The 17377-nt window shown below is 61.3% G+C and carries 21 protein-coding genes; 14 read left to right on the top strand and 7 right to left on the bottom strand.

All coding sequences use genetic code 11. The features are described 5' to 3' along the window. Positions 1 to 5 precede the first annotated feature (5 nt). On the top strand, positions 6 to 1253 hold the full coding sequence (locus EM6_RS07025) for a dicarboxylate/amino acid:cation symporter (RefSeq protein WP_126421374.1): 1248 nt from the start codon (positions 6 to 8) through the stop codon (positions 1251 to 1253). 177 nt (positions 1254 to 1430) lie between these two features. Here the strand turns inward: EM6_RS07025 and EM6_RS07020 are convergent, their stop codons facing one another. Continuing rightward, positions 1431 to 2216: a FadR/GntR family transcriptional regulator gene (locus EM6_RS07020; RefSeq protein ID WP_126421372.1), complete on the bottom strand. Its 786-nt coding sequence runs from the start codon at positions 2214 to 2216 to the stop codon at positions 1431 to 1433. Between the two features lie 158 nt (positions 2217 to 2374). Here EM6_RS07020 and araD1 point away from each other — a divergent pair, with 158 nt between their 5' ends. Continuing rightward, positions 2375 to 3397: an AraD1 family protein gene (gene araD1, locus EM6_RS07015; protein WP_126421370.1), complete on the top strand. Its 1023-nt coding sequence runs from the start codon at positions 2375 to 2377 to the stop codon at positions 3395 to 3397. A 315-nt stretch (positions 3398 to 3712) separates the two neighbouring features. Here the strand turns inward: araD1 and EM6_RS17340 are convergent, their stop codons facing one another. Together EM6_RS17340 and EM6_RS07010 are read right to left on the bottom strand one after the other, a co-directional pair. Further along, positions 3713 to 3886, bottom strand: coding sequence for a hypothetical protein (locus EM6_RS17340; protein ID WP_172961154.1), 174 nt, complete (start codon positions 3884 to 3886; stop codon positions 3713 to 3715). 89 nt (positions 3887 to 3975) lie between these two features. Beyond that, on the bottom strand, positions 3976 to 4197 hold the full coding sequence (locus tag EM6_RS07010) for a hypothetical protein (protein WP_126421368.1): 222 nt from the start codon (positions 4195 to 4197) through the stop codon (positions 3976 to 3978). A 75-nt stretch (positions 4198 to 4272) separates the two neighbouring features. Between EM6_RS07010 and EM6_RS07005 the strand changes: the two genes are divergently transcribed. The 9 genes from EM6_RS07005 to EM6_RS06965 all read left to right on the top strand — a co-directional run bounded on the left by EM6_RS07005 (position 4273) and on the right by EM6_RS06965 (position 12067). Beyond that, positions 4273 to 4575 (top strand): DUF883 family protein, encoded by a 303-nt coding sequence (locus EM6_RS07005; RefSeq protein WP_126421366.1) that lies wholly within the window; start codon positions 4273 to 4275, stop codon positions 4573 to 4575. A gap of 81 nt (positions 4576 to 4656) precedes the next feature. Continuing rightward, positions 4657 to 5109, top strand: a complete 453-nt coding sequence (locus tag EM6_RS07000) for a hypothetical protein (protein ID WP_126421364.1) — start codon at positions 4657 to 4659, stop codon at positions 5107 to 5109. Positions 5110 to 5341: 232 nt separating this feature from the next. Next, positions 5342 to 5497: an entericidin A/B family lipoprotein gene (locus tag EM6_RS06995; RefSeq protein WP_013479491.1), complete on the top strand. Its 156-nt coding sequence runs from the start codon at positions 5342 to 5344 to the stop codon at positions 5495 to 5497. A 237-nt stretch (positions 5498 to 5734) separates the two neighbouring features. Next, positions 5735 to 7579, top strand: coding sequence for a sensor histidine kinase (locus EM6_RS06990; protein WP_126421362.1), 1845 nt, complete (start codon positions 5735 to 5737; stop codon positions 7577 to 7579). A gap of 4 nt (positions 7580 to 7583) precedes the next feature. Beyond that, positions 7584 to 8048: a response regulator gene (locus EM6_RS06985; protein ID WP_126421360.1), complete on the top strand. Its 465-nt coding sequence runs from the start codon at positions 7584 to 7586 to the stop codon at positions 8046 to 8048. A gap of 7 nt (positions 8049 to 8055) precedes the next feature. Then, positions 8056 to 9633 carry a response regulator gene (locus tag EM6_RS06980; protein WP_232037016.1) on the top strand — a complete coding sequence of 526 codons (1578 nt, stop codon included), beginning with the start codon at positions 8056 to 8058 and terminating at the stop codon, positions 9631 to 9633. 109 nt (positions 9634 to 9742) lie between these two features. Further along, positions 9743 to 10240, top strand: coding sequence for a hypothetical protein (locus EM6_RS06975; RefSeq protein WP_126421356.1), 498 nt, complete (start codon positions 9743 to 9745; stop codon positions 10238 to 10240). 73 nt (positions 10241 to 10313) lie between these two features. Continuing rightward, complete coding sequence (locus EM6_RS06970; RefSeq protein ID WP_126421354.1) at positions 10314 to 11126, top strand: sensor histidine kinase; 813 nt, start codon at positions 10314 to 10316, stop codon at positions 11124 to 11126. 158 nt (positions 11127 to 11284) lie between these two features. Continuing rightward, a complete protein-coding gene (locus tag EM6_RS06965) occupies positions 11285 to 12067 on the top strand; it encodes a response regulator (RefSeq protein WP_126421352.1) in 783 nt (260 codons plus the stop codon). On the opposite strand, the gene EM6_RS06960 is transcribed toward EM6_RS06965, so the two are convergent. Next, on the bottom strand, positions 12064 to 12549 hold the full coding sequence (locus tag EM6_RS06960) for a MarR family winged helix-turn-helix transcriptional regulator (RefSeq protein WP_126421350.1): 486 nt from the start codon (positions 12547 to 12549) through the stop codon (positions 12064 to 12066). The two genes, EM6_RS06965 and EM6_RS06960, sit on opposite strands and share 4 nt — an antisense overlap. Before the next feature lie 70 nt (positions 12550 to 12619). Here EM6_RS06960 and EM6_RS06955 point away from each other — a divergent pair, with 70 nt between their 5' ends. Next, positions 12620 to 13459: an alpha/beta hydrolase gene (locus EM6_RS06955; protein WP_126421348.1), complete on the top strand. Its 840-nt coding sequence runs from the start codon at positions 12620 to 12622 to the stop codon at positions 13457 to 13459. A 48-nt stretch (positions 13460 to 13507) separates the two neighbouring features. On the opposite strand, the gene EM6_RS06950 is transcribed toward EM6_RS06955, so the two are convergent. Further along, the gene (locus EM6_RS06950) at positions 13508 to 13690 is read right to left on the bottom strand and encodes a DUF1328 domain-containing protein (protein ID WP_013479482.1); all 183 of its coding nucleotides are present in this window, start codon (positions 13688 to 13690) and stop codon (positions 13508 to 13510) included. Positions 13691 to 13843: 153 nt separating this feature from the next. Between EM6_RS06950 and EM6_RS06945 the strand changes: the two genes are divergently transcribed. Then, complete coding sequence (locus EM6_RS06945; RefSeq protein ID WP_126421346.1) at positions 13844 to 14164, top strand: PadR family transcriptional regulator; 321 nt, start codon at positions 13844 to 13846, stop codon at positions 14162 to 14164. An 11-nt stretch (positions 14165 to 14175) separates the two neighbouring features. Then, positions 14176 to 14709, top strand: coding sequence for a hypothetical protein (locus EM6_RS06940; protein ID WP_126421345.1), 534 nt, complete (start codon positions 14176 to 14178; stop codon positions 14707 to 14709). Positions 14710 to 14950: 241 nt separating this feature from the next. Here EM6_RS06940 and EM6_RS06935 read toward each other — a convergent pair whose 3' ends face one another. Both EM6_RS06935 and EM6_RS06930 read right to left on the bottom strand, forming a co-directional pair. Beyond that, positions 14951 to 15658 carry a response regulator gene (locus EM6_RS06935; protein ID WP_013479481.1) on the bottom strand — a complete coding sequence of 236 codons (708 nt, stop codon included), beginning with the start codon at positions 15656 to 15658 and terminating at the stop codon, positions 14951 to 14953. A 124-nt stretch (positions 15659 to 15782) separates the two neighbouring features. Further along, positions 15783 to 17282 (bottom strand): tryptophan halogenase family protein, encoded by a 1500-nt coding sequence (locus tag EM6_RS06930; protein WP_126421343.1) that lies wholly within the window; start codon positions 17280 to 17282, stop codon positions 15783 to 15785. Positions 17283 to 17377 lie beyond the last annotated feature (95 nt).

Genomic DNA, 17377 nt, shown 5'->3' with positions numbered 1-17377 from the left:
TCGACATGTCCAAAATTCCCTTCTGGTTGCGCGTTCTGGTGGCTTTTGCGCTGGGAACCGGGGTGGGGGTCGCCTTCGGTCAGCAGGCCGTGCCGTGGGTTGAGCCCATCGGTGACCTCTTCGTCAACCTGATCAAGATGCTGGTCGTGCCGCTGGTCTTCTTCACCATTGCGGCTTCTATTTCGCGGCTGGGTGAGGGGGCTCTGGGCGAAGGCGGCGGCGGCAAGGCCGTGCGTCTGGGGGTGGTGACGATCGTGTGGTTCATCATTACCGCCGGTCTGGCCGTATCGCTGGGCTTTGCCATAGGCCACCTGATCGAGCCGGGCCGGGGCCTGAGCGGTCTGCCGCTGGCCGACGTCAAGCCCAAGGTCATCCCGCCGGTGCAGGACGTGCTGATCGGCATTGTGCCGACCAATATTTTCAAGGCCTTTGCCGAAGGTCAGGTCCTGAGCGTCGTTTTTGTCGCCCTGTTTGTGGGCGCGGGCCTCAGCGCCTTGGGCGAGCGCGCGGCCGAGCTGAAAACGCTTGTCTCTCAGGGCAGCCAACTGATGTTCAAGCTGACGCGCTGGGTGATCCAATTGACGCCGTTTGGCGTGTTTGGCCTGATCGCTTCGGTGGTCGGGTCTTATGGGCTTGAGAGCCTGACGCCGCTGCTCAGCTTTATCGGGGCCATCTATCTGGCCTGCCTGATCCACGTGTTTGTCGTCTATCCGGTCCTGCTCAAGTTGCACGGTTTGCGCGTCGTGGCCTTTTACAAGGGCGTGTTCGAAGCGCAGCAGACGGCCTTTTTCACCTGCTCGTCGCTGGGCACCCTGCCGGTGTCGCTTAATGCGGCCATCGAAAAGCTGAAGCTCAATCCGGCCTATGCGGGCTTTGCCGTGCCGCTGGGGGCCAATATGAAGATGGACGGCTGCGGGGCCATCTATCCGGCCATCGCCTCGATCTTCGTGGCCAACTATTTCCATATCGAGCTGACCCAAAGCCACTATATCGTCATTGCCCTCACGGCCATGCTGGGGTCGCTGGCCACTGCGGGCGTGCCGGGCGTGGCGACGGTCATGCTGACCCTGACGCTTTCGACGGCGGGGCTGCCGCTGGAAGGGATCGCGCTGCTGGCCGCCATCGACCGCATTATCGACATGGTGCGTACGGCGACCAATGTGACGGGTCAGATCCTGATCCCGACTCTGGTGGCACGCGAAAACGGCCTGTTGGAAGCGACCTCGCCCTTGGTCAAGGCCAGGGCTGAATAGACAGAATTGGCCACGAAAACACAAAAAGCACGAACAGGGGCTGTTGAAGCTGCCTTGCCCGAAGGGCCTTTATCTATTTGGGTCAGGTAGATGGGTGGGCGCTTCGCGCATGGCTTTTCCGCCTGTCATTTTCGTGTCTTTTCGTGTTTTTCGTGGCCAAAAACCTTTCGTGCCCTCTCACCCCCTCGGATCGAGGTATTGGGTCTGCATGGAGCGTTGGGTGTCGTCGAGGGCCATGCGGATGAGCGATTCCATGCACCAGCGGGCCGCGCCTGAGTCCTGTCGTTTGATGGCATCAAACACGCGGCGGTGGTCGGGGATGGGGTCGCGCGTCAGGGCCTGATGGCGCTGCTTGAAGCGCGTGGACCAGGCGACCGCCGCCCCGATGGAGTGGCTCAGCGAGGCGAGGGCCTCGTTGTGCGTGGCGTGCATCAAGGCGTCGTGGAAGTCGAGATCGGCCTTGCGCCCGGCCTCGGTGGCCAGGGTCTCGGCCTCCATCAGGTCGAGCGCCTTGTCCATCAGGCGCAGGTGCTCGTCCGTGCGGCGCAGCGCCGCCAGCTCGGCCGCCGCCGGTTCGGTGATCAGCCGCAGCTCAAACAGGCCCTTGATGAAGTCCTCCGACGGCTCGGTCTCGAACATCCAGCCCAGTACCTCCGGGTCGAGCACGTTCCAGCGGCGGCGCGCCGTGACGCGCGTCCCGGCCTTGGGGCGGCTTTCGACCATGCCCTTGGCGGCCAGAATGCGGATGGCCTCCCGATAGGCCGAGCGCGAGATGTCGAGGGTCGAAGACGAGTCGATCTCATTGGGCAGGACCTCGCCGGGCTGATAGACGCCCTTGAGGATGTCCACCCCCAGCCGGTGGGCCAGCGCCCCGTGCAGGCGGCCCTGAAAATGCACGCCGTAAGCGGAACTTTCGGTAGCCGGGGAGCGGTCAAACGTAGCGGCGGGTCGGGTATCGGTCATGCAGGTCCCTGTCTAATCCCCGTCTCCCCGCTCGCGGAGAGACGGGTGTAGGAGAATCTCCGTATGATCATAAACACGATTTGACAAACGGCAAAGGCAGGCCTAAGTCACAATCAATTGTCTGAGTTTTAAAAGCGATATTACTCCGGGAGTTCGTCATGACCCTTCGCCTGATCCAGTTTGTCGATGCCCACGGGACGCGCGGTGTGGCCGCTGCCGAAGATGACGGTTCGGCGAAGATTATTCTGGGCGTGACCACGACCTATGAGCTGGCCAAGGCCGCTATTGCCGCCAAACGCTCCATTGCCGATCAGGTGGCGCAGCAGGGTGTGGGTGAGGCGGTGGATATCGCGCTGGCCCTGTCCGAAGGCCGCGTGCTGGCCCCCATCGACCATCCGGACCCGGCGCACCTGCACCTGACCGGGACGGGCCTGACGCACCTGGGCTCGGCTGAGGGCCGTGACAAGATGCACGCCAAGGCCAAAGAGGCGACCAAAGACGGGGGCGGCGAAGAGAACCTGACTGACTCGATGCGCATGTTCCTGATGGGCGTGAAGGGCGGCAAGCCGGCATCGGGCACCGCCGGGGCGCAGCCGGAATGGTTCTATAAGGGCAATGGTTACGCGCTGGTCGGACCGGGCGCCGAGCTGGTGTCGCCGGCCTTTGCCGAGGACGGCGGCGAAGAACCAGAAATGGCCGGTATCTACGTCATTGGCGATGACTCTCAGCCCTATCGCATCGGCTTTGCGCTGGCCAACGAGTTCTCGGACCACGTGACCGAAAAGCAGAACTATCTGTGGCTGGCCCACTCCAAGCTGCGCCCGGCCTCTCTGGGGGTCGAGATCCTGACCGGCGACCTGCCCAGCCACGTCGAAGGCACGTCGAAGATCGTGCGCGGCAATGAAGTGATCTGGGAGAAGCCGTTCATCTCCGGCGAGGACAACATGTCCCACACGTTCGAGAATCTGGAACACCACCACTTCAAGTACGAGCTGTTCCGCGTGCCGGGCGATGTGCACGTGCACTGCTTCGGGACGGCGACGGCGAGCTTTGCCGACGGGGTGAAGACGCAAGCGGGCGACGTGTTCGAAATCGACGCCCGCCCCTTCGTCCACCCGCTCAGAAACCCCCTCAAAACCACCGAACCGCTCGCCAGCACCGCGAAGGTGGTGCGGTTGTAACGCCTGTCTTACACCTCCCTGCACAAAGTGTGGGGAGGGGGACCGTCGAGCGTAGCGAAGACGGTGGTGGGGTGTCTTTGTGATTGCCCAACCGTTCAATCCATTGGCGCGGTTAAGAACCCCCACCACCGCATCTCACCGCGTAAACGCGGCTCGTGCGGTCCCCCTCCCCGGCACGCCGGGGAGGTATAAAAAACCGCCCTGATCTTTGCGGATCGGGGCGGTTTTCCGTTGCTAGCGGTCTGACGTTAGAGCGATGTGCGGAAAAGTGTGAGCGGTTTTCCGCAAAAACATCGCGATAAAACAAAAAAGGCCTTATGGCTTTTCGGAGCCGACCGGGTTCACCTTGGGCATCTTGCCCTGTTCGATGCGGCCTTCGTTGCGCAGCTTGCGACCGTCTTCGGCCATCTTGTCGTTGTGCAGGGCTTCGCCCAGTTCCTCTTCGACGCCGCCGGCGGTTTCCTTGATCGAGCCTTTGATATCGCCCATGTCTGATCTCCTTTATGAAGCGGGGTAGGGAAGGTCGCAGCACCGAGGATGGCGTCACAACCTTGCCCTCATCCTGCGCCCGCGCCGCGTCAGTTTTCGCCGAGTTTGCAAGGCGTTGCGCGTAAGTAAAAAATCAGGAAACGCGCCTTTATCCGCCCCTTATTTTTGCTTTCAGCCATCGGCATCGCATCCTTAAAGCCGCGCCGATAGGGTTCAGTCATCACATCCACACGGACCACGACACGGACGAAAGCGAGATACCCCCCATCCTCGTTTTGATGCTGTCTCAGACGGCCTTCCGTGTCAGACATCCCCCCCGCCCCGCGGTCCGTGTGGATGTGACCCCCATTCCTCCCCCATATTGCACGCCCTCAAAGGAGAGATTGATGCTGTCCCCCGCCACCAAAGCCGCCGCCGGAGTCACCAAGGTTCTGGCCGAACACGACGTCCGTTCGGAAGCCGATCGCACCGTTGATGGCGTTGAAAAGACCGCGCGCCACGTGGCCGATGACCTGTCTTCGCGCGCCAACGAAGCCGGTGCCAAGCTGCGTCATCTCTTTGATGACGCGCAGGGCCATCTGAATAAGGCCGGTGGCCGCCTCAACAAGGAAGTTCACGAAAACCCCGTGCGCACGGGTCTTCTGGCGCTGGGTGCCGGTGTGCTGATCGGCATGATGCTCAAGCGCTGATCGGGCGTTTCGTCTGAAGGTTTAAGGGCGAGGTCCACAGCGGCTTCGCCCTTTTTTGTATCGGTTGTGAAAGGGTCGCGAATGTCTGTGCTGTTACGTGTGGCGGAACTGTTTTTTGTGCGTCAGCGCTTTCGTCAGGTGCGGTCGCAGGCCCTGGCCTTTCTGAGCGCGTTGGGCGTGCTGGTCGGGCTGATGGTGTTTACGCTGGTGGCGCTGGCGCTGGGGCTTTCGGTCTTGCTGCTGCTCGCCTTTCACGGCTTGCAGGCGCTGGGGCTCACGCCGCAGGGCGCGGGCGGCATCGTCGCCGCTCTGGTCATCGCCGTGGGGCTTATGCTGCTGGTGGCCATCGGCCGCGCCCGGCGCGCCGTGCAAGGCACGCTTGAGCATCTGATCAGCGAAACCTCGGCCCTGCCGGGTGAGCGCGAGGTGCAGGGCGTGGTGACGCGCACCGCCGGAGGGGCCGTGTCGGTGTGGCGTGCCTTTCGCGACGGGCTAAGGAGCGGAAAATCAAACCGCCGTAAAACAGCCGCCTGATTTTTCTTATGATTTATTTATTAAGGCCTCTGTCGATGGCATGGACCCATTACCGGTGCGGCGGCAAGCTCTGAGCAATACCAAGAGTCATTGAAAATGACACTTGGTATGCGTTTCGAGAATTTTTCATGTCGCTGATACATATGAAAAAGTCTCGAGTTTTCAACGGCCGGATGCGGTCAACATCTTCGGCCGTTGGTATAAGATGGGGCATTTGAAAAGGACCAAGCACATGACCAATAAGATCGCCAAGATGATCGTAATTGCCGGCGTTGCGCTGGCGGCTGTTCCGGCCCTGTCGGCCTGCAACACCATTGAAGGTGCGGGCAAGGACGTTCAGGCCGGGGGCGAAGCGGTTTCCGACGCCGCCAAGGACGCCAAGAATTAAGCCAGTCGTAAGGCTGGACATTTCCGGCTTTCGCAGGTTCTGATGCCGCAGGGCTTCAGGGCCTGCGTTCGCGTTTTTAAAGCGGAATGATCTCTCTTGGGATCATTCCGCTCAAGCCGCCATTGAGGCGGCGGCCAAGGTGGCGCAAGCCACCGCCCGGCGAGGGGCTAAACGAAAAGCTGGATCATTATGTTTCTAACAGAAATCATAATGATCTAGCGGTATGGGGCAGAGGGCATGATGTGGCAAAAGCTGCTGCGGCAGCAACGGTACTATCCTGTGCTGTTTGTCCTGCTGTCGATTGCGACCGTGGCCTTTTCGTTCATTGTCTACGCCCATTACAACCGCATTCAGGACCAGAACCGGCAGTCCCTGTTTGAATACGAGGCCATTCGCCAAAGCCGGGTCGTGCTGGTCGATCTGCTCGATATGCAAACGGGGGTTCACGCCTATCTGATTTCCGGCGACGAGGCGACGCTGACCAGCTACCGCACGGCGCGCGATATGCTGGAGCGGGATCTGTCGGCCTATCGCAGCCTGGTGTTGCGCCATGATCCGCAGGCGGCGCGCGACATCTATCTGTGGCTCGATAATATCCGATCTCTGCGCAAGACCTTCGACGATCAGATCGAAAACCGCCGACTGGGGCGCGGGGCGGCCCTGACGCGCGAGGCGTTTGAACGACAGGTGCGCGACATGGCGCACGTGCGTCGCGCGCTGGAGGCCACCAATGTGCGGCGTCTGGTTGACGTGCGGCTTCAGACGGCGGAGGTGGGGAAGGCGCGGTCGGATTTTGTCTTTACGCTGGTCATCGGCAGCATCCTGCTGATCGGCGTTATGTTGCTGGGGACGGTGACCATCCTCAATCTGGAGGCCGATTTCCGCAACCGTCTGGCCGAGCAGGAGGCCGTCATGCAGCGCTATCGCGAGGTCACCGAAGGCATCAACGACGGCCTGTTTGAGGTGAACTTTGTCAGCGGCGATGTCTATTGTTCGGCGGCCTATAAGGCCATGCTGGGCTATGCACCGGACGAGGTGGAAAACCGCTGGGAGGTGTTGCGCGACATGATCCACCCGGATGACCGCGAGGCGGCGGACGCGGATTTACGCCGCTATATGGAAGGAACGGATGCCACCTATCGCAGCATCTTTCGTATGCGACACAAGGACGGCGGCTATCGCTGGATTTTATCGCGCGGCGTCGGCACCGGGGCCGATTTCAGCGGCATCAAGAGCATGATCGGCACCCACGCCGATATTACCGAACAGAAGCAGCGCGAAGAAGAGTTGCGTCAGCTCTATGCCGATCTCGAAACCTTCACCTACATCACCTCGCACGACCTGCGCGCGCCTCTGGTCAATCTGAAGGGCTTTTCCAAAGAACTGGAAATATCCATGAAGGCGGTGACCAACGCCATCACCCCCTATCAGAAAGACTTTGCGCCAGAGCATCAGAAGGCGCTCGATCTGGCCCTGAAAGAGGACGTGCCGGAGTCTCTGGGCTTTATCGCCAAAGGGGTTGAGCGCATGGACAGCCTGACCCGCGCCATCCTCGACCTGTCGCGCATCGGTAAGCGTGTCTATGCGATCGAGCCCGTTAACACCCAGACTATATTCGATAAATGCGTTGGGGCTCTGGGGTACGATATTACGCAGAAGGGAATTGAGATACGCTGTGACCCCTTACCGGAGATCATGAGCGACGCCGTGGCGCTGGAGCAGATTTTCGGCAATCTGCTCGATAATGCGGTCAAGTATCTGCGGCCGGATATTACCGGAAAGATAGACGTATCCGTGCGCGAGACGCTGCATGATTACATCTTCACCGTGTCGGATAATGGCCGCGGCATCGCCGATATCGACAAGCCGAAGGTGTTTGAAATCTTCCGCCGGGCTCGCAATACGACCGAGGTCGGTGGGTTAGGGCTCGGCATGGCCTATGTCAAGGCGACGCTGAGGCGCCTGTCCGGTGACATCTGGTTCGACTCGAAAATTGATGAAGGGACGCGCTTTCATGTGCGCCTGCCCAAACGCCCGCGCCTGAGCGAAGCGTCACGCCCTGTAACTGCGATGGAAGCCTGAACCCATGATGGTCCCTGCCTTTGACGATCAGTTCACCTTGGTCATGATCGAAGACGATGCCGGTCACGCGCGCCTGATTCGCAAGAATCTGGAGCGCGCCGGGATCGGCAATCCGGTGCGCCATTTCGAAGACGGGGCGGCGGCCATCGACTATTTCTTCGGTGAGCACCTCAGCGCGGCGCAGACCGCCGAACGCCATGAACGGACTCTGGTGCTGCTCGACCTCAACATCCCGCATATCGACGGCTATGAGATTCTGCGCCGCCTCAAGGGCGATCCGTCCACGCGCGCCATTCCGGTGATCGTGCTGACCACGACCGATAATCCGCGCGAAATCGATCGCTGCTATGAGCTGGGCTGCAATGTTTATATCACCAAGCCGGTCGAATACGACAACTTCTCCGACGCCATCCGCAAGCTGGGCCTGATGCTTGCCGTGGTGAAGGTTCCCAACACCTTGGTGAAATAAGATGCCGATGTCTTCCCCCGCCCTGACCCGCATCCTGTACATCGAAGACGATGAGGCGCTGGGCCGCCTGCTGCAAAAGCGCTTTCGCCGCCACAGCCTTGAGGTCGATCTGGCCGTCACGGCCGAGGCCGGGCTGGAGGTGATGGTGCAGCAGGGGTTTGATCTGATCCTGCTCGATTACAACCTGCCGGGCATGAATGGCCTGGAGATGCTGAAGGCCCTGAAGGCGCGTGAGATCACCACGCCGGTCATCATCCTCACCGCCGGCGGTGACGAAGCCATCGCGCTGGAGGCGATGGAGCTGGGGGCGGCTGACTATGCGGTTAAGGACATCAATCAGGCCTATCTCGACCTGCTGCCCGCCGTCATGCAGGCGGCCTTCACCAAGGAACGCCTGCTGCGCGAGAACGAGCGCCAGCGTCAGGAGCTTCAGGCGGCCAAGGAGCGCGCCGAGGCCGCGTCGCAGGCCAAGACCGATTTTCTGGCCACCATGAGCCATGAGATTCGCACGCCGCTCAACGTGGTGACGGGCCTGTCGGACATTCTGATCAAGTCGCCGCTCAATGACGATCAGTACCGGATCGTAGAGACTCTGCGTACCAATGCGCAGCTTCTGTTGCGGCTGATCAATGATCTTCTCGATATTTCCAGAATTGAGGACAATAAGATCGATCTGGAGTCCACCGCCTTTCGTCCGGCCGATGTGCTGGAAGACCTTAAGATGATGTTTGCGCAGGATATTGAGCGCAAGGGGCTGGATTTCGCCCTGACCGACAACACGCAGGGCGTGACGGTGCGCGGTGACCGCACGCGCTTGCAGCAGATCGTGATGAACCTGATTTCCAACGCGCTCAAATTTACGGCGCGCGGCGAAATCGAGCTGATCGGTGAGGCGCAGAGGCGTGGCGACCGGGTCGATCTGAGCCTTGCGGTGCGCGACACCGGCATCGGTATCCCCGAAGCCAAGCGCAGCCAGATTTTTGACAAGTTCACTCAGGCCGATGCCTCGATCACGCGGCGCTTTGGCGGGTCGGGGCTGGGCCTGTCGATTGCGCGGGCCCTGGTTGAGGTGATGGGCGGCGAGATTGCGGTGGACAGCGAAGAGGGGCGCGGTTCGCTGTTCAGCGTGCGCCTCAGCCTGCCGGTCGCGGTGATGGCGGTGGCCGAGGACGAGCGCCCGCCTGTGCCGCCGCCGGGGCCGGGTGAGCGGCCACGGGTGCTGATCGTCGAAGACTATGCGCCGAACGTTCTGGTGGCCACTCTGATGCTGGAAGAGATGGGCTATGAGGCCGAGGCGGCGGAGTCGGGTATCGAGGCGCTGGCCCTGCTGAAGGACAGCGACACCCCCTATCACGCCATTCTGATGGACGTGCAGATGCACGAGATGGACGGCTTTGAGACCACGCGGCGCATCCGCGAACTGGAGCCGGCGAGGGGCTTCCGCTACCGCATTATCGGCGTGACGGCACACGCTCTGGCCGGCGACCGCGAACGCTGTATCGAGGCGGGCATGGACGATTATCTGTCGAAGCCCATTCAGCCCGGGCTTCTGGCGCAAAAACTGCGGGCACTGACCCCGGCCTGACGATGAGCAAAGGATTTCAGGCTTTTTACCGTCCCTTTATAGGCAGGTGGCCGCTCCGCACTGCGCCCTTGCGGAGGTCGGATTAGGGTTTCAGGACAAGGAGATACCCATGTCCGACCCTGTCGAACGCGATCCCGCCCTGACCTCCGCCCGACCGGCTGATCCGCCCGCGGAAGCCGCAGCCTATGAGGCCCCCAACCCCGCGCCGGAGGCTGAAAAAGCGGCGTCTGTGCCGGTGGATTTCACCCTCGATATCGAAGACGCGCAGCACCTGAGGAATGATCTTCAGGACCTGCTGAGCGGGGTGGAAACCGTGCACCTCAAAAGCGATGTGAAGGCGCAGATTTCGCGCCTCAACGCCTGGGCGACGCGCTACGCCGAAGGGCTTGAGGCCGCGCGGCAACTGGGGGAAACCGGGCTGACCATGCTGGAAGAGGCGCGCGTGCATCTGGCGGCGCAGCTTGACGACTATCTGCGGCTGGAAGGCGAGGGTGGTCAGGTGGCGACGCCTGATCAGGGCCGCCTGATCGACGAACTGAACCGCGCGCTTCGCCGTATCACCCGTCTGCAAGGCGCGTTGCGCGGGCAGTTTATGCAAACCCAGTAATCTCTGTCCTCTGGCGGTTGTTTTTAATGACCCGATGGGGTGTTTCGCTTGGCCTTGTGTACCGGAATAAGATATGTCTCTGACCACAGATACCCATTCGGGGTTGGTTATGGATACAGAGGTCAAGGTGGACAAGGCAGAACCGGCTCCGGGGCTTGATCCGTCGGAAGAGACCCAACTCAAGGAAGCGCTGTACCGTCAGATGTTATCCGCCGTATCCCACGACCTGAAAACCCCCCTGGCGACCATTATCGGCTCGCTGGAAGTCTATACCCTGCTCGAAGCCAAGCTGTCGGAGGAGAAGCGCCGGTCGCTGATCAATTCGGCCCTGTCCGAAGCCTATCGCCTCGACAAGTTCATCACCAACATCCTCGACATGGCCAAGCTGGAAAGCCGCGCCGTGCAGCCGCGCGAGGAGACGGCCAATCTGACGCCGCTGATCCGCGATTCGATCACGCGGCTGGGGCCATTGAAGGACAAGGGCGAGATTCGCCTGCACGATCTGGGCGGCGCCGAAGCCTTTCACACGGATACGGTGCTTTTGTCGCGCGTGGTTGGGCTGATTATCGAAAACGCGCTGAAACACACAGGTAAGGCCCCGGTGGTCGATATCGACTATGGTGCATCCGGCGACGAAGCCTTTGTGCACGTGCGCGACCACGGCCCCGGCATCCCGCCGGACAAGATGCGCGCCATCTTCAACAAATATACGCGCCTGCAAAAGCAGGATCAGCAAAATGCCGGGACGGGTCTGGGCCTGTCGATCGCTGAGCTGATCATGACGCTTCTGGGCGGGCGTATCGAGGTGCGCAACCACCCGGAAACCGGCGCGGTGTTCAGCCTCTATGTGCCGGTGCATCTGGCCCCGCCGGGTGGGGATCGATAACGCGGAGCGATTTGTCATGCGCGCCCGCCGTTTTGGTTACCAAGGCTTAACAGGCCTCCTTTAAAAGACGTTGCGAACCGCAGAGTTCAGTATTGCCACCGCAACCGGGGGCATACCCAAGGCCCTCCCCGCCAGATACAGGATCGTCTCAGGACCGCATGACCCATTCGACCGCGCTCATTATCGAAGACAGCGCCGTGCAGGCGCAGATGATCGGCCGATTGATTTCGGCGCAACCCGGATGGAGCCACATCCATTTTCCGACCTTCCGCGAAGGTTATGATGCGCTCAGCTCCTTTTCGGTGCAGGCGCTGTTTATGGACATCTTTGTCGGCACCACGAATGGGCTGGCGCACATTGAGGCCTTTCGCAAACGCAGCGGGACGGCCCCGATTATCCTGATGACGGCGGGGTCATCGCAGGAAAGCATCGAGGAGACCCTGCGCAAGGCGCGTCAGGCGCGCGCCGATTTCATCTTGCGCAAGCCGTTCGGCGAAGGTGACGTGCGGCGCATCTTTCAGACGGCGTTCAAGGACCTGAGTACGCGCACACGAAAAAAGCATGTGCTGGTGATCGACGACAGCCGCACCCTGCGCAGCTTTATCCGCGGCGCGTTGGAATTTGGTGGCTATCGCGTGTCGGATGCCGAATCGATGGAGGCGGCCTTCCGCGATGTCGATATTGCTCACGTCGATCTGGTGGTCTGTGACGTCTTTATGCCGGGTATGGGCGGTATCAAGGGCATGAGCTATATCAAACAGACTTGGCCTGCCGTGCCAGTGATCGCCATGTCGGCGGGTCTGGATGGACAGCTCAGCGAAACCGATGCGCTGAATGCCACTGGCCGCATCGGGGCCGACGTCGGTATCGCCAAGCCGTTTGAGGGCAGGCAGTTGCTCGAACTGGCGGATCGTCTTTTGAAAACGGCGGTGCTGGTTTAAACCCGATCGGAGTCGGCCCATTGCGCCATGCTGGCCGTGATGCGGCGCATATAGTCGCCCAGCGCCTGACATTCGGCGTCGCTAAGGATCGTCATCATATCGGTCACCACGCCCGCCTGCACGGCGAGTGTCTGTTCGGTCAGGGCGCGTCCCGCCTCGGTCAGCCACAGCCGCCGCACGCGCTTGTCCGCCGCATCGCTGCGCCGTTCGATCAGGCCGCGCTTTTCCAGCTCCGGCAGCAGCATGGACAGGTTGGAGCGCCCGACCAATAGCCGCTGCGCCAGCTCATTCTGCGTCAGACCGGCAAAGCGGTAGATATTGGCCAGAATATCGTGGTGGGCGATACGCACCCCGTGCGGAGCCAGCCGGGCATTGAGCGTGCGTTCGACGATCTGGTGGGCGCGCGCCACGGCGATCCAGTTGCGAAAACGCGGCAACTCCCACGGCATGAGGCCGGTCGGGGCCGGGGTGTCTTGCGTCATTTCCGTCCTTGTGATTTGTTCAAGATTGAACTAATTATGGTTCAATCTTGAACAGAATAGGCCGTGATTGATGACTGTGCAACCGGATGCCGCGACGGAATCGCCCAAGGCGCAGGCCGACCGTCTGTTTGAGCTGTTCTGCACGCCGGAACCGCTGAACGAGGCGGCGCAAAAGGGCATGGCGCGGGTGGCCGAACGCCTGAGCGCCGCTGAGGCGCTGCGCATCCCGTTTCAGGGGGGCGAGCTTCAGGCCTATCGCTTTGCTGGAAGCGGTCGTGGGACGGTGGTGCTGCTGCACGGCTGGACCGGTCAGGCGGCGGTGATGACCTTCTTTGTCGAGTCGCTGGTCAGCGAAGGCTTCGACGTGGTGGCGCTCGATTTTCCGGGGCACGGGCGGTCCGATGGTGAGCGCCTGCACGTGGCGCTGGGGGTGGCGGCCCTGCACGCGCTGCACGCCGTCACCGGGCCGTGGCACGGCGTGGTCGCCCATTCGTTTGGGGGCGCGGTGGCCTTTGCGGGTTTGTCGGGGCTGGTCGGTGACCTGCCGCCGCTTCACTACGGGCGGCTGGTGCTGATCGCCGCCCCCTGTTCCATGCCGCGCGTCTTCGATACGTTTGCGCGCCGCCACGACCTGTCGCCAGAGGCCACGGGGCATCTCAAAGACCATGTGAAGCGCCTGACCGGCCATCCGGTCGAAGCCTTTATGGGCGACGCGATCCTCAAGGCCCATCCGTTGCCGACACTGGTGCTGCACGCGCCGGAGGATCAGGAGGTGCTGTTCCTCAGCGCCGAAAGCTTTGCCGCGGCCGGGGACCACGTGACCCTGCATCCCTTGCCCGGACTGGGCCACCGCCGCATCCTCTATGCGAGGGAAACCGTGCAGGCCACGGCGGCCTTCCTAGCGAAGTAAAAAACCCCGCCGGTGAGGGCGGGGTTTTGTGTCAGGGATTTAATGGCCTCACATCGGTGGGCTTGAGCGGCGTCCGGTCAACGCGCTGTAGACCAGACCGGCGATAAACAGCACCACAAAGACCACGGCGATGAACTTGGCGATATCGGCAAACGTGCCAGCGAGGCCCGTAAAGCCGAACAGGGCGGCCACAACCGCCAGAATGAAGAAGGTGATGACCCATCTCAGCATTGGAAATCCTCCATAGGGATGTTTGTTGCTGAAACCAGCATCGCGCTGACCGCGTAAGGATACAAAACGGGGCAAAGTCTGCGTCCGTAAGCGCCGGGTAAGGCGCGTGACCATCGCGCTTGACATAACTCTACATATATATAGTTTGTGGTTATGACCCAAAGACACCGCCGTCCGTCGCCTCAAACCCTGTCTGTTCTGACCGCCCTGAGCGCGGCCGGGCAAGGTTGGCTCTATGGGCTGGAACTGGCGACGGCCACAGGGCTCAAATCGGGCAGCCTCTATCCCATCCTGATCCGGCTGAGCGAGCGCGGGCTGGTCGAGGGGCAGTGGCTGGAACCGGAAAAGCCGGGACGTCCGCCGCGCCATGCCTACCGTCTGACCGGACAGGGACGTGCCGCGCTCATCGCCGCGGCTCGGGTAGAGGCCGAGAATTTTAAGACTGCACTCAATCCAGAACCAAGGGGGGCCTGATGGTTGCCAATATGATGATGACGCTGGCGCAATGGCTGACGCCCAGGGCGCAGACCGCGTGGTTTGCGGCCATGCAGGGCGAATATGCGGCGCTGACGCGCGGACGCAGTGGCTGGGCGCTGGGCTGTCTCGGTGCCGCCGCCGGATGGCGGTTGCAGGCCGACGGGGTTTGGCTTGTAACCTGTCTGGCCTTTCCGTTTTTATTGGAGCCCCTGTCAAGGTTCTGGTGGGAAATTACCTTGCCAAGCCCTGAGGGCACGATGGGCTATGTCCTGAGTCAGTTCCCAAAAGCCAGCCTGTGGTGTGTAATCGGCATGGTGTGGCCGCGCCGGTTATGGGCGACCGCGATCTTGTCTGTCCTGACCTATATGACCTATACCTATGCGGTCTTCTGGATAAGGTTTGACATGCCGCTGACCGGCTATGTGAATCATATGGATTTGCCCCCGATTGTGGGCGAGGGCGCCGTTTTGGCTTTGGCGCTGTTGTCTGTGTGGGCTGGCCGCGCCTCGAGACGCGCGGTGAGGAAGTCTCATTCGGCTTAATACCAAGGGTCATTGGAAATGACTCTTGGTATTCCGTTCGAGAATTTCTCATGTAATTGATATATATGAGAAATTCTCGTTTCTTCAACGGCCGGATGCGGTCAGCATCTTCGGCCGTTGGTATAACACGGCTCAAAATAACAAACGGCGGCCCCAGGGGACGGGGGCCGCCGTTTCTTCGCAGGGAGGGGGCCGAAGGGCGATCGGGGGAGGCGCCCTTAAGGACCTGATCCGGGGGTGATCAGGCCGCGGTTTCGGCGACGATCTCCATGCGGTAACCGATACCGGATTCCGAGACGATGGACTTCGACAGCCCCGGCTTGGTTTCCAGCTTTTCGCGCACCTGACCGATATAGACGCGCAGATACTGGGTGTCGTCCACGTGGGCCGGGCCCCAGACCTCTTTGAGGATCTGCTTGTGCGTCAGCATACGGCCGCGGTTGACGAGGAAGAAGCGCAGCAGGTCGTATTCCTTCGGCGTGAAGGGGACCTTCTTTTCGTCGATAAACACTTCGTGGCGGACAAGGTCCATGCGGATCGGGCCATTGACCACATCGGGTTCACCCACTTCGCGCACGACCGACTTACGCAGATTGGCGTTGATGCGCGCCAGCAGGACCTCGGCGGAAAACGGCTTGGTCACATAGTCGTCGGCGCCCAGATTGAGGGCCGGGGCGGCGTCCATATCTTCCGAGCGCGCGGTCAGCACGATGATCGGCACATTCGACCACTGACGGATGGTCTGAATGACCTCCTTGCCGTCGATATCGGGCAGGCCCAGATCGAGCAGGATCAGATCAGGCTTGACCGAAGCCGACAGGCGAATGGCCTGCTTACCGTTCTCGCTCTCGACGACCTTGAAATCGGCGACATCGAGGAAGATGTTCAGCATCTTGCGGATTTCGTCTTCGTCATCGACCACAAGAATGGTGTTCTTCTTTTCGATCATAAGGCGTCTCTCAGCAGGCAAGGGAGCATCAGGCCCCGCATTTACTATGGCCTTATGGGTAGCGTTCCGAAAATAAAAATTAAATGTGTGCGTCCGTAACCGTCCTTAAGCCGCCGATAGCGAATTACACCGCGCGGCAATGCTGGGCGATATAGGCCTCGTGCGTCGGCAGGCCGTCTGCCGCCCGCCCGATAATGGTGCGCAGATTGGCCAGATAGTCCTGACGCGCGGCATCGGGCACGGCGGCGACGAAGGGGTGCGCGGCGGCGGAGCGGACATTCTGCCCCACCATGACCTGAAGCCAGGCGGGAAGCTGAAACAGGTCGTTGGGGTTGGGCTGAATCAGGCCAGAGGCGCGGAACAGCGCCATCTTGTGCGCCAGCGCGTCGGGGATGGCCATGTGGCGCACCTGATCCCAGAAAGCTTCGCCGTGCCGCTCATTGGCGTGGTAGTGCAGGATGATGAAGTCGCGGATCAGCTCGAATTCCAGCGCGCTCTGGCGGTTATATTCGGCTACCACAGCCGGGTCGAAACCGGCGTGCGGGAAGAGGGTGATCAGGCGCGCTATGCCCGACTGGATGAGGTGGATAGAGGTCGACTCCAGCGGCTCGATAAAGCCGGACGACAGGCCGAGCGCGATGACATTGCCGTTCCACTGAAGACGCCGCCGCCCGGTTTCAAAGCGAATTAAGCGCGGATCGGCCAGCGCCTGACCATCCAGCCGCGACAACAGGCGGGTGGCGGCCTCGTCCTCCGAGATATGGTCGCTACAGAAGACATAGCCATTACCAGTGCGGTGCTGAAGCGGTATGCGCCACTGCCAACCGGCTTCGCGGGCGATGGAGCGCGTGTAGGGGGTGAGCGGTGAGACGCTTTCGCACGGCACCGCCCAAGCGCGGTCGCACGGCAACAGGTGTTTCCAGCTTTCGACGCCGGTTTTCAGCGCCCCTTCGATCAAAAGGCCGCGAAAGCCGGAACAGTCGATAAACAGATCGCCCTCAAACTGTTGGCCGTCCTCAAGGCTGAGGCGCGTCACATGGCCCGTTTCGGCGTGCAGGGCGATGTCGCGGATGCGCCCTTCGATGCGTCGCGCCCCATTCGCTTCGGCCAGTCGGCGCAGATAGAGGGCATAGAGCGAGGCATCGAAATGATAGGCATAGGGTATGCCCGGCAGGGGCGTATTGGGGATCTGGTTCAGCGGTGCGAAACGGTTGGCGTAGGCGGCGCGTTCGTTCAGCGAATAGGCCCACAGATCGTCGTCCTGCCCGTCGAGATGCGCCTGAAGCCAGTAGTGATGAAACGGCACCGAGCCCAGATCGCGCCCCAGCGTGCCAAAGGCGTGCATATAGCTATGGCCTTCGTGCCGCCAGCCTTCAAAGGCGATGCCGAGCTTGATCGTGCCTTTTGTCTCGCGCAGGAAGTCGTTTTCGTCGAGACGTAAGAGGGCGTTGAAGTGCGCGATCATCGGGATGGTCGCTTCGCCGACGCCGACCGAGCCGATCTCTTCGGACTCGATCAGGGTGAGGCTGAGTTGCTCCCCCATGATCTGCGACAGGGCGGCGGCGGTCATCCATCCGGCCGTGCCGCCACCGGCAATAACGATGCGCTTGATTGTATCGGCCATGCCTGTTCCCGGATAAAGAGGAGAGGGTGAAAACAAAACACCCGCCGAAGCGGGTGTCCAGTACCCGGTCGATGCGTTTCCGCTCCGACCGGGGA

It is taken from the genome of Asticcacaulis excentricus, from assembly GCF_003966695.1.
Lineage (GTDB): Bacteria > Pseudomonadota > Alphaproteobacteria > Caulobacterales > Caulobacteraceae > Asticcacaulis > Asticcacaulis excentricus_A.
The sequence above is the reverse complement of the archived record's forward strand: the minus strand, read 5'-3'. Positions and strand labels throughout refer to the sequence as shown.

Coding starts and splice junctions, on each gene's coding strand:
- EM6_RS06945 (WP_126421346.1), top strand. CDS start 13,844: ATGACCCAAAGACACCGCCGTCCGTCGCCTCAAACCCTGTCTGTTCTG.
- araD1 (WP_126421370.1), top strand. CDS start 2,375: ATGACCCTTCGCCTGATCCAGTTTGTCGATGCCCACGGGACGCGCGGT.
- EM6_RS06970 (WP_126421354.1), top strand. CDS start 10,314: ATGTCTCTGACCACAGATACCCATTCGGGGTTGGTTATGGATACAGAG.
- EM6_RS06975 (WP_126421356.1), top strand. CDS start 9,743: ATGTCCGACCCTGTCGAACGCGATCCCGCCCTGACCTCCGCCCGACCG.
- EM6_RS06985 (WP_126421360.1), top strand. CDS start 7,584: ATGATGGTCCCTGCCTTTGACGATCAGTTCACCTTGGTCATGATCGAA.
- EM6_RS07025 (WP_126421374.1), top strand. CDS start 6: ATGTCCAAAATTCCCTTCTGGTTGCGCGTTCTGGTGGCTTTTGCGCTG.
- EM6_RS07020 (WP_126421372.1), bottom strand. CDS start 2,216: ATGACCGATACCCGACCCGCCGCTACGTTTGACCGCTCCCCGGCTACC.
- EM6_RS07010 (WP_126421368.1), bottom strand. CDS start 4,197: ATGTCTGACACGGAAGGCCGTCTGAGACAGCATCAAAACGAGGATGGG.
- EM6_RS06995 (WP_013479491.1), top strand. CDS start 5,342: ATGACCAATAAGATCGCCAAGATGATCGTAATTGCCGGCGTTGCGCTG.
- EM6_RS06990 (WP_126421362.1), top strand. CDS start 5,735: ATGATGTGGCAAAAGCTGCTGCGGCAGCAACGGTACTATCCTGTGCTG.
- EM6_RS06980 (WP_232037016.1), top strand. CDS start 8,056: ATGTCTTCCCCCGCCCTGACCCGCATCCTGTACATCGAAGACGATGAG.
- EM6_RS06950 (WP_013479482.1), bottom strand. CDS start 13,690: ATGCTGAGATGGGTCATCACCTTCTTCATTCTGGCGGTTGTGGCCGCC.
- EM6_RS07000 (WP_126421364.1), top strand. CDS start 4,657: ATGTCTGTGCTGTTACGTGTGGCGGAACTGTTTTTTGTGCGTCAGCGC.
- EM6_RS06960 (WP_126421350.1), bottom strand. CDS start 12,549: ATGACGCAAGACACCCCGGCCCCGACCGGCCTCATGCCGTGGGAGTTG.
- EM6_RS06930 (WP_126421343.1), bottom strand. CDS start 17,282: ATGGCCGATACAATCAAGCGCATCGTTATTGCCGGTGGCGGCACGGCC.
- EM6_RS06935 (WP_013479481.1), bottom strand. CDS start 15,658: ATGATCGAAAAGAAGAACACCATTCTTGTGGTCGATGACGAAGACGAA.
- EM6_RS17340 (WP_172961154.1), bottom strand. CDS start 3,886: ATGGGCGATATCAAAGGCTCGATCAAGGAAACCGCCGGCGGCGTCGAA.
- EM6_RS06940 (WP_126421345.1), top strand. CDS start 14,176: ATGATGATGACGCTGGCGCAATGGCTGACGCCCAGGGCGCAGACCGCG.
- EM6_RS06965 (WP_126421352.1), top strand. CDS start 11,285: ATGACCCATTCGACCGCGCTCATTATCGAAGACAGCGCCGTGCAGGCG.
- EM6_RS07005 (WP_126421366.1), top strand. CDS start 4,273: ATGCTGTCCCCCGCCACCAAAGCCGCCGCCGGAGTCACCAAGGTTCTG.
- EM6_RS06955 (WP_126421348.1), top strand. CDS start 12,620: ATGACTGTGCAACCGGATGCCGCGACGGAATCGCCCAAGGCGCAGGCC.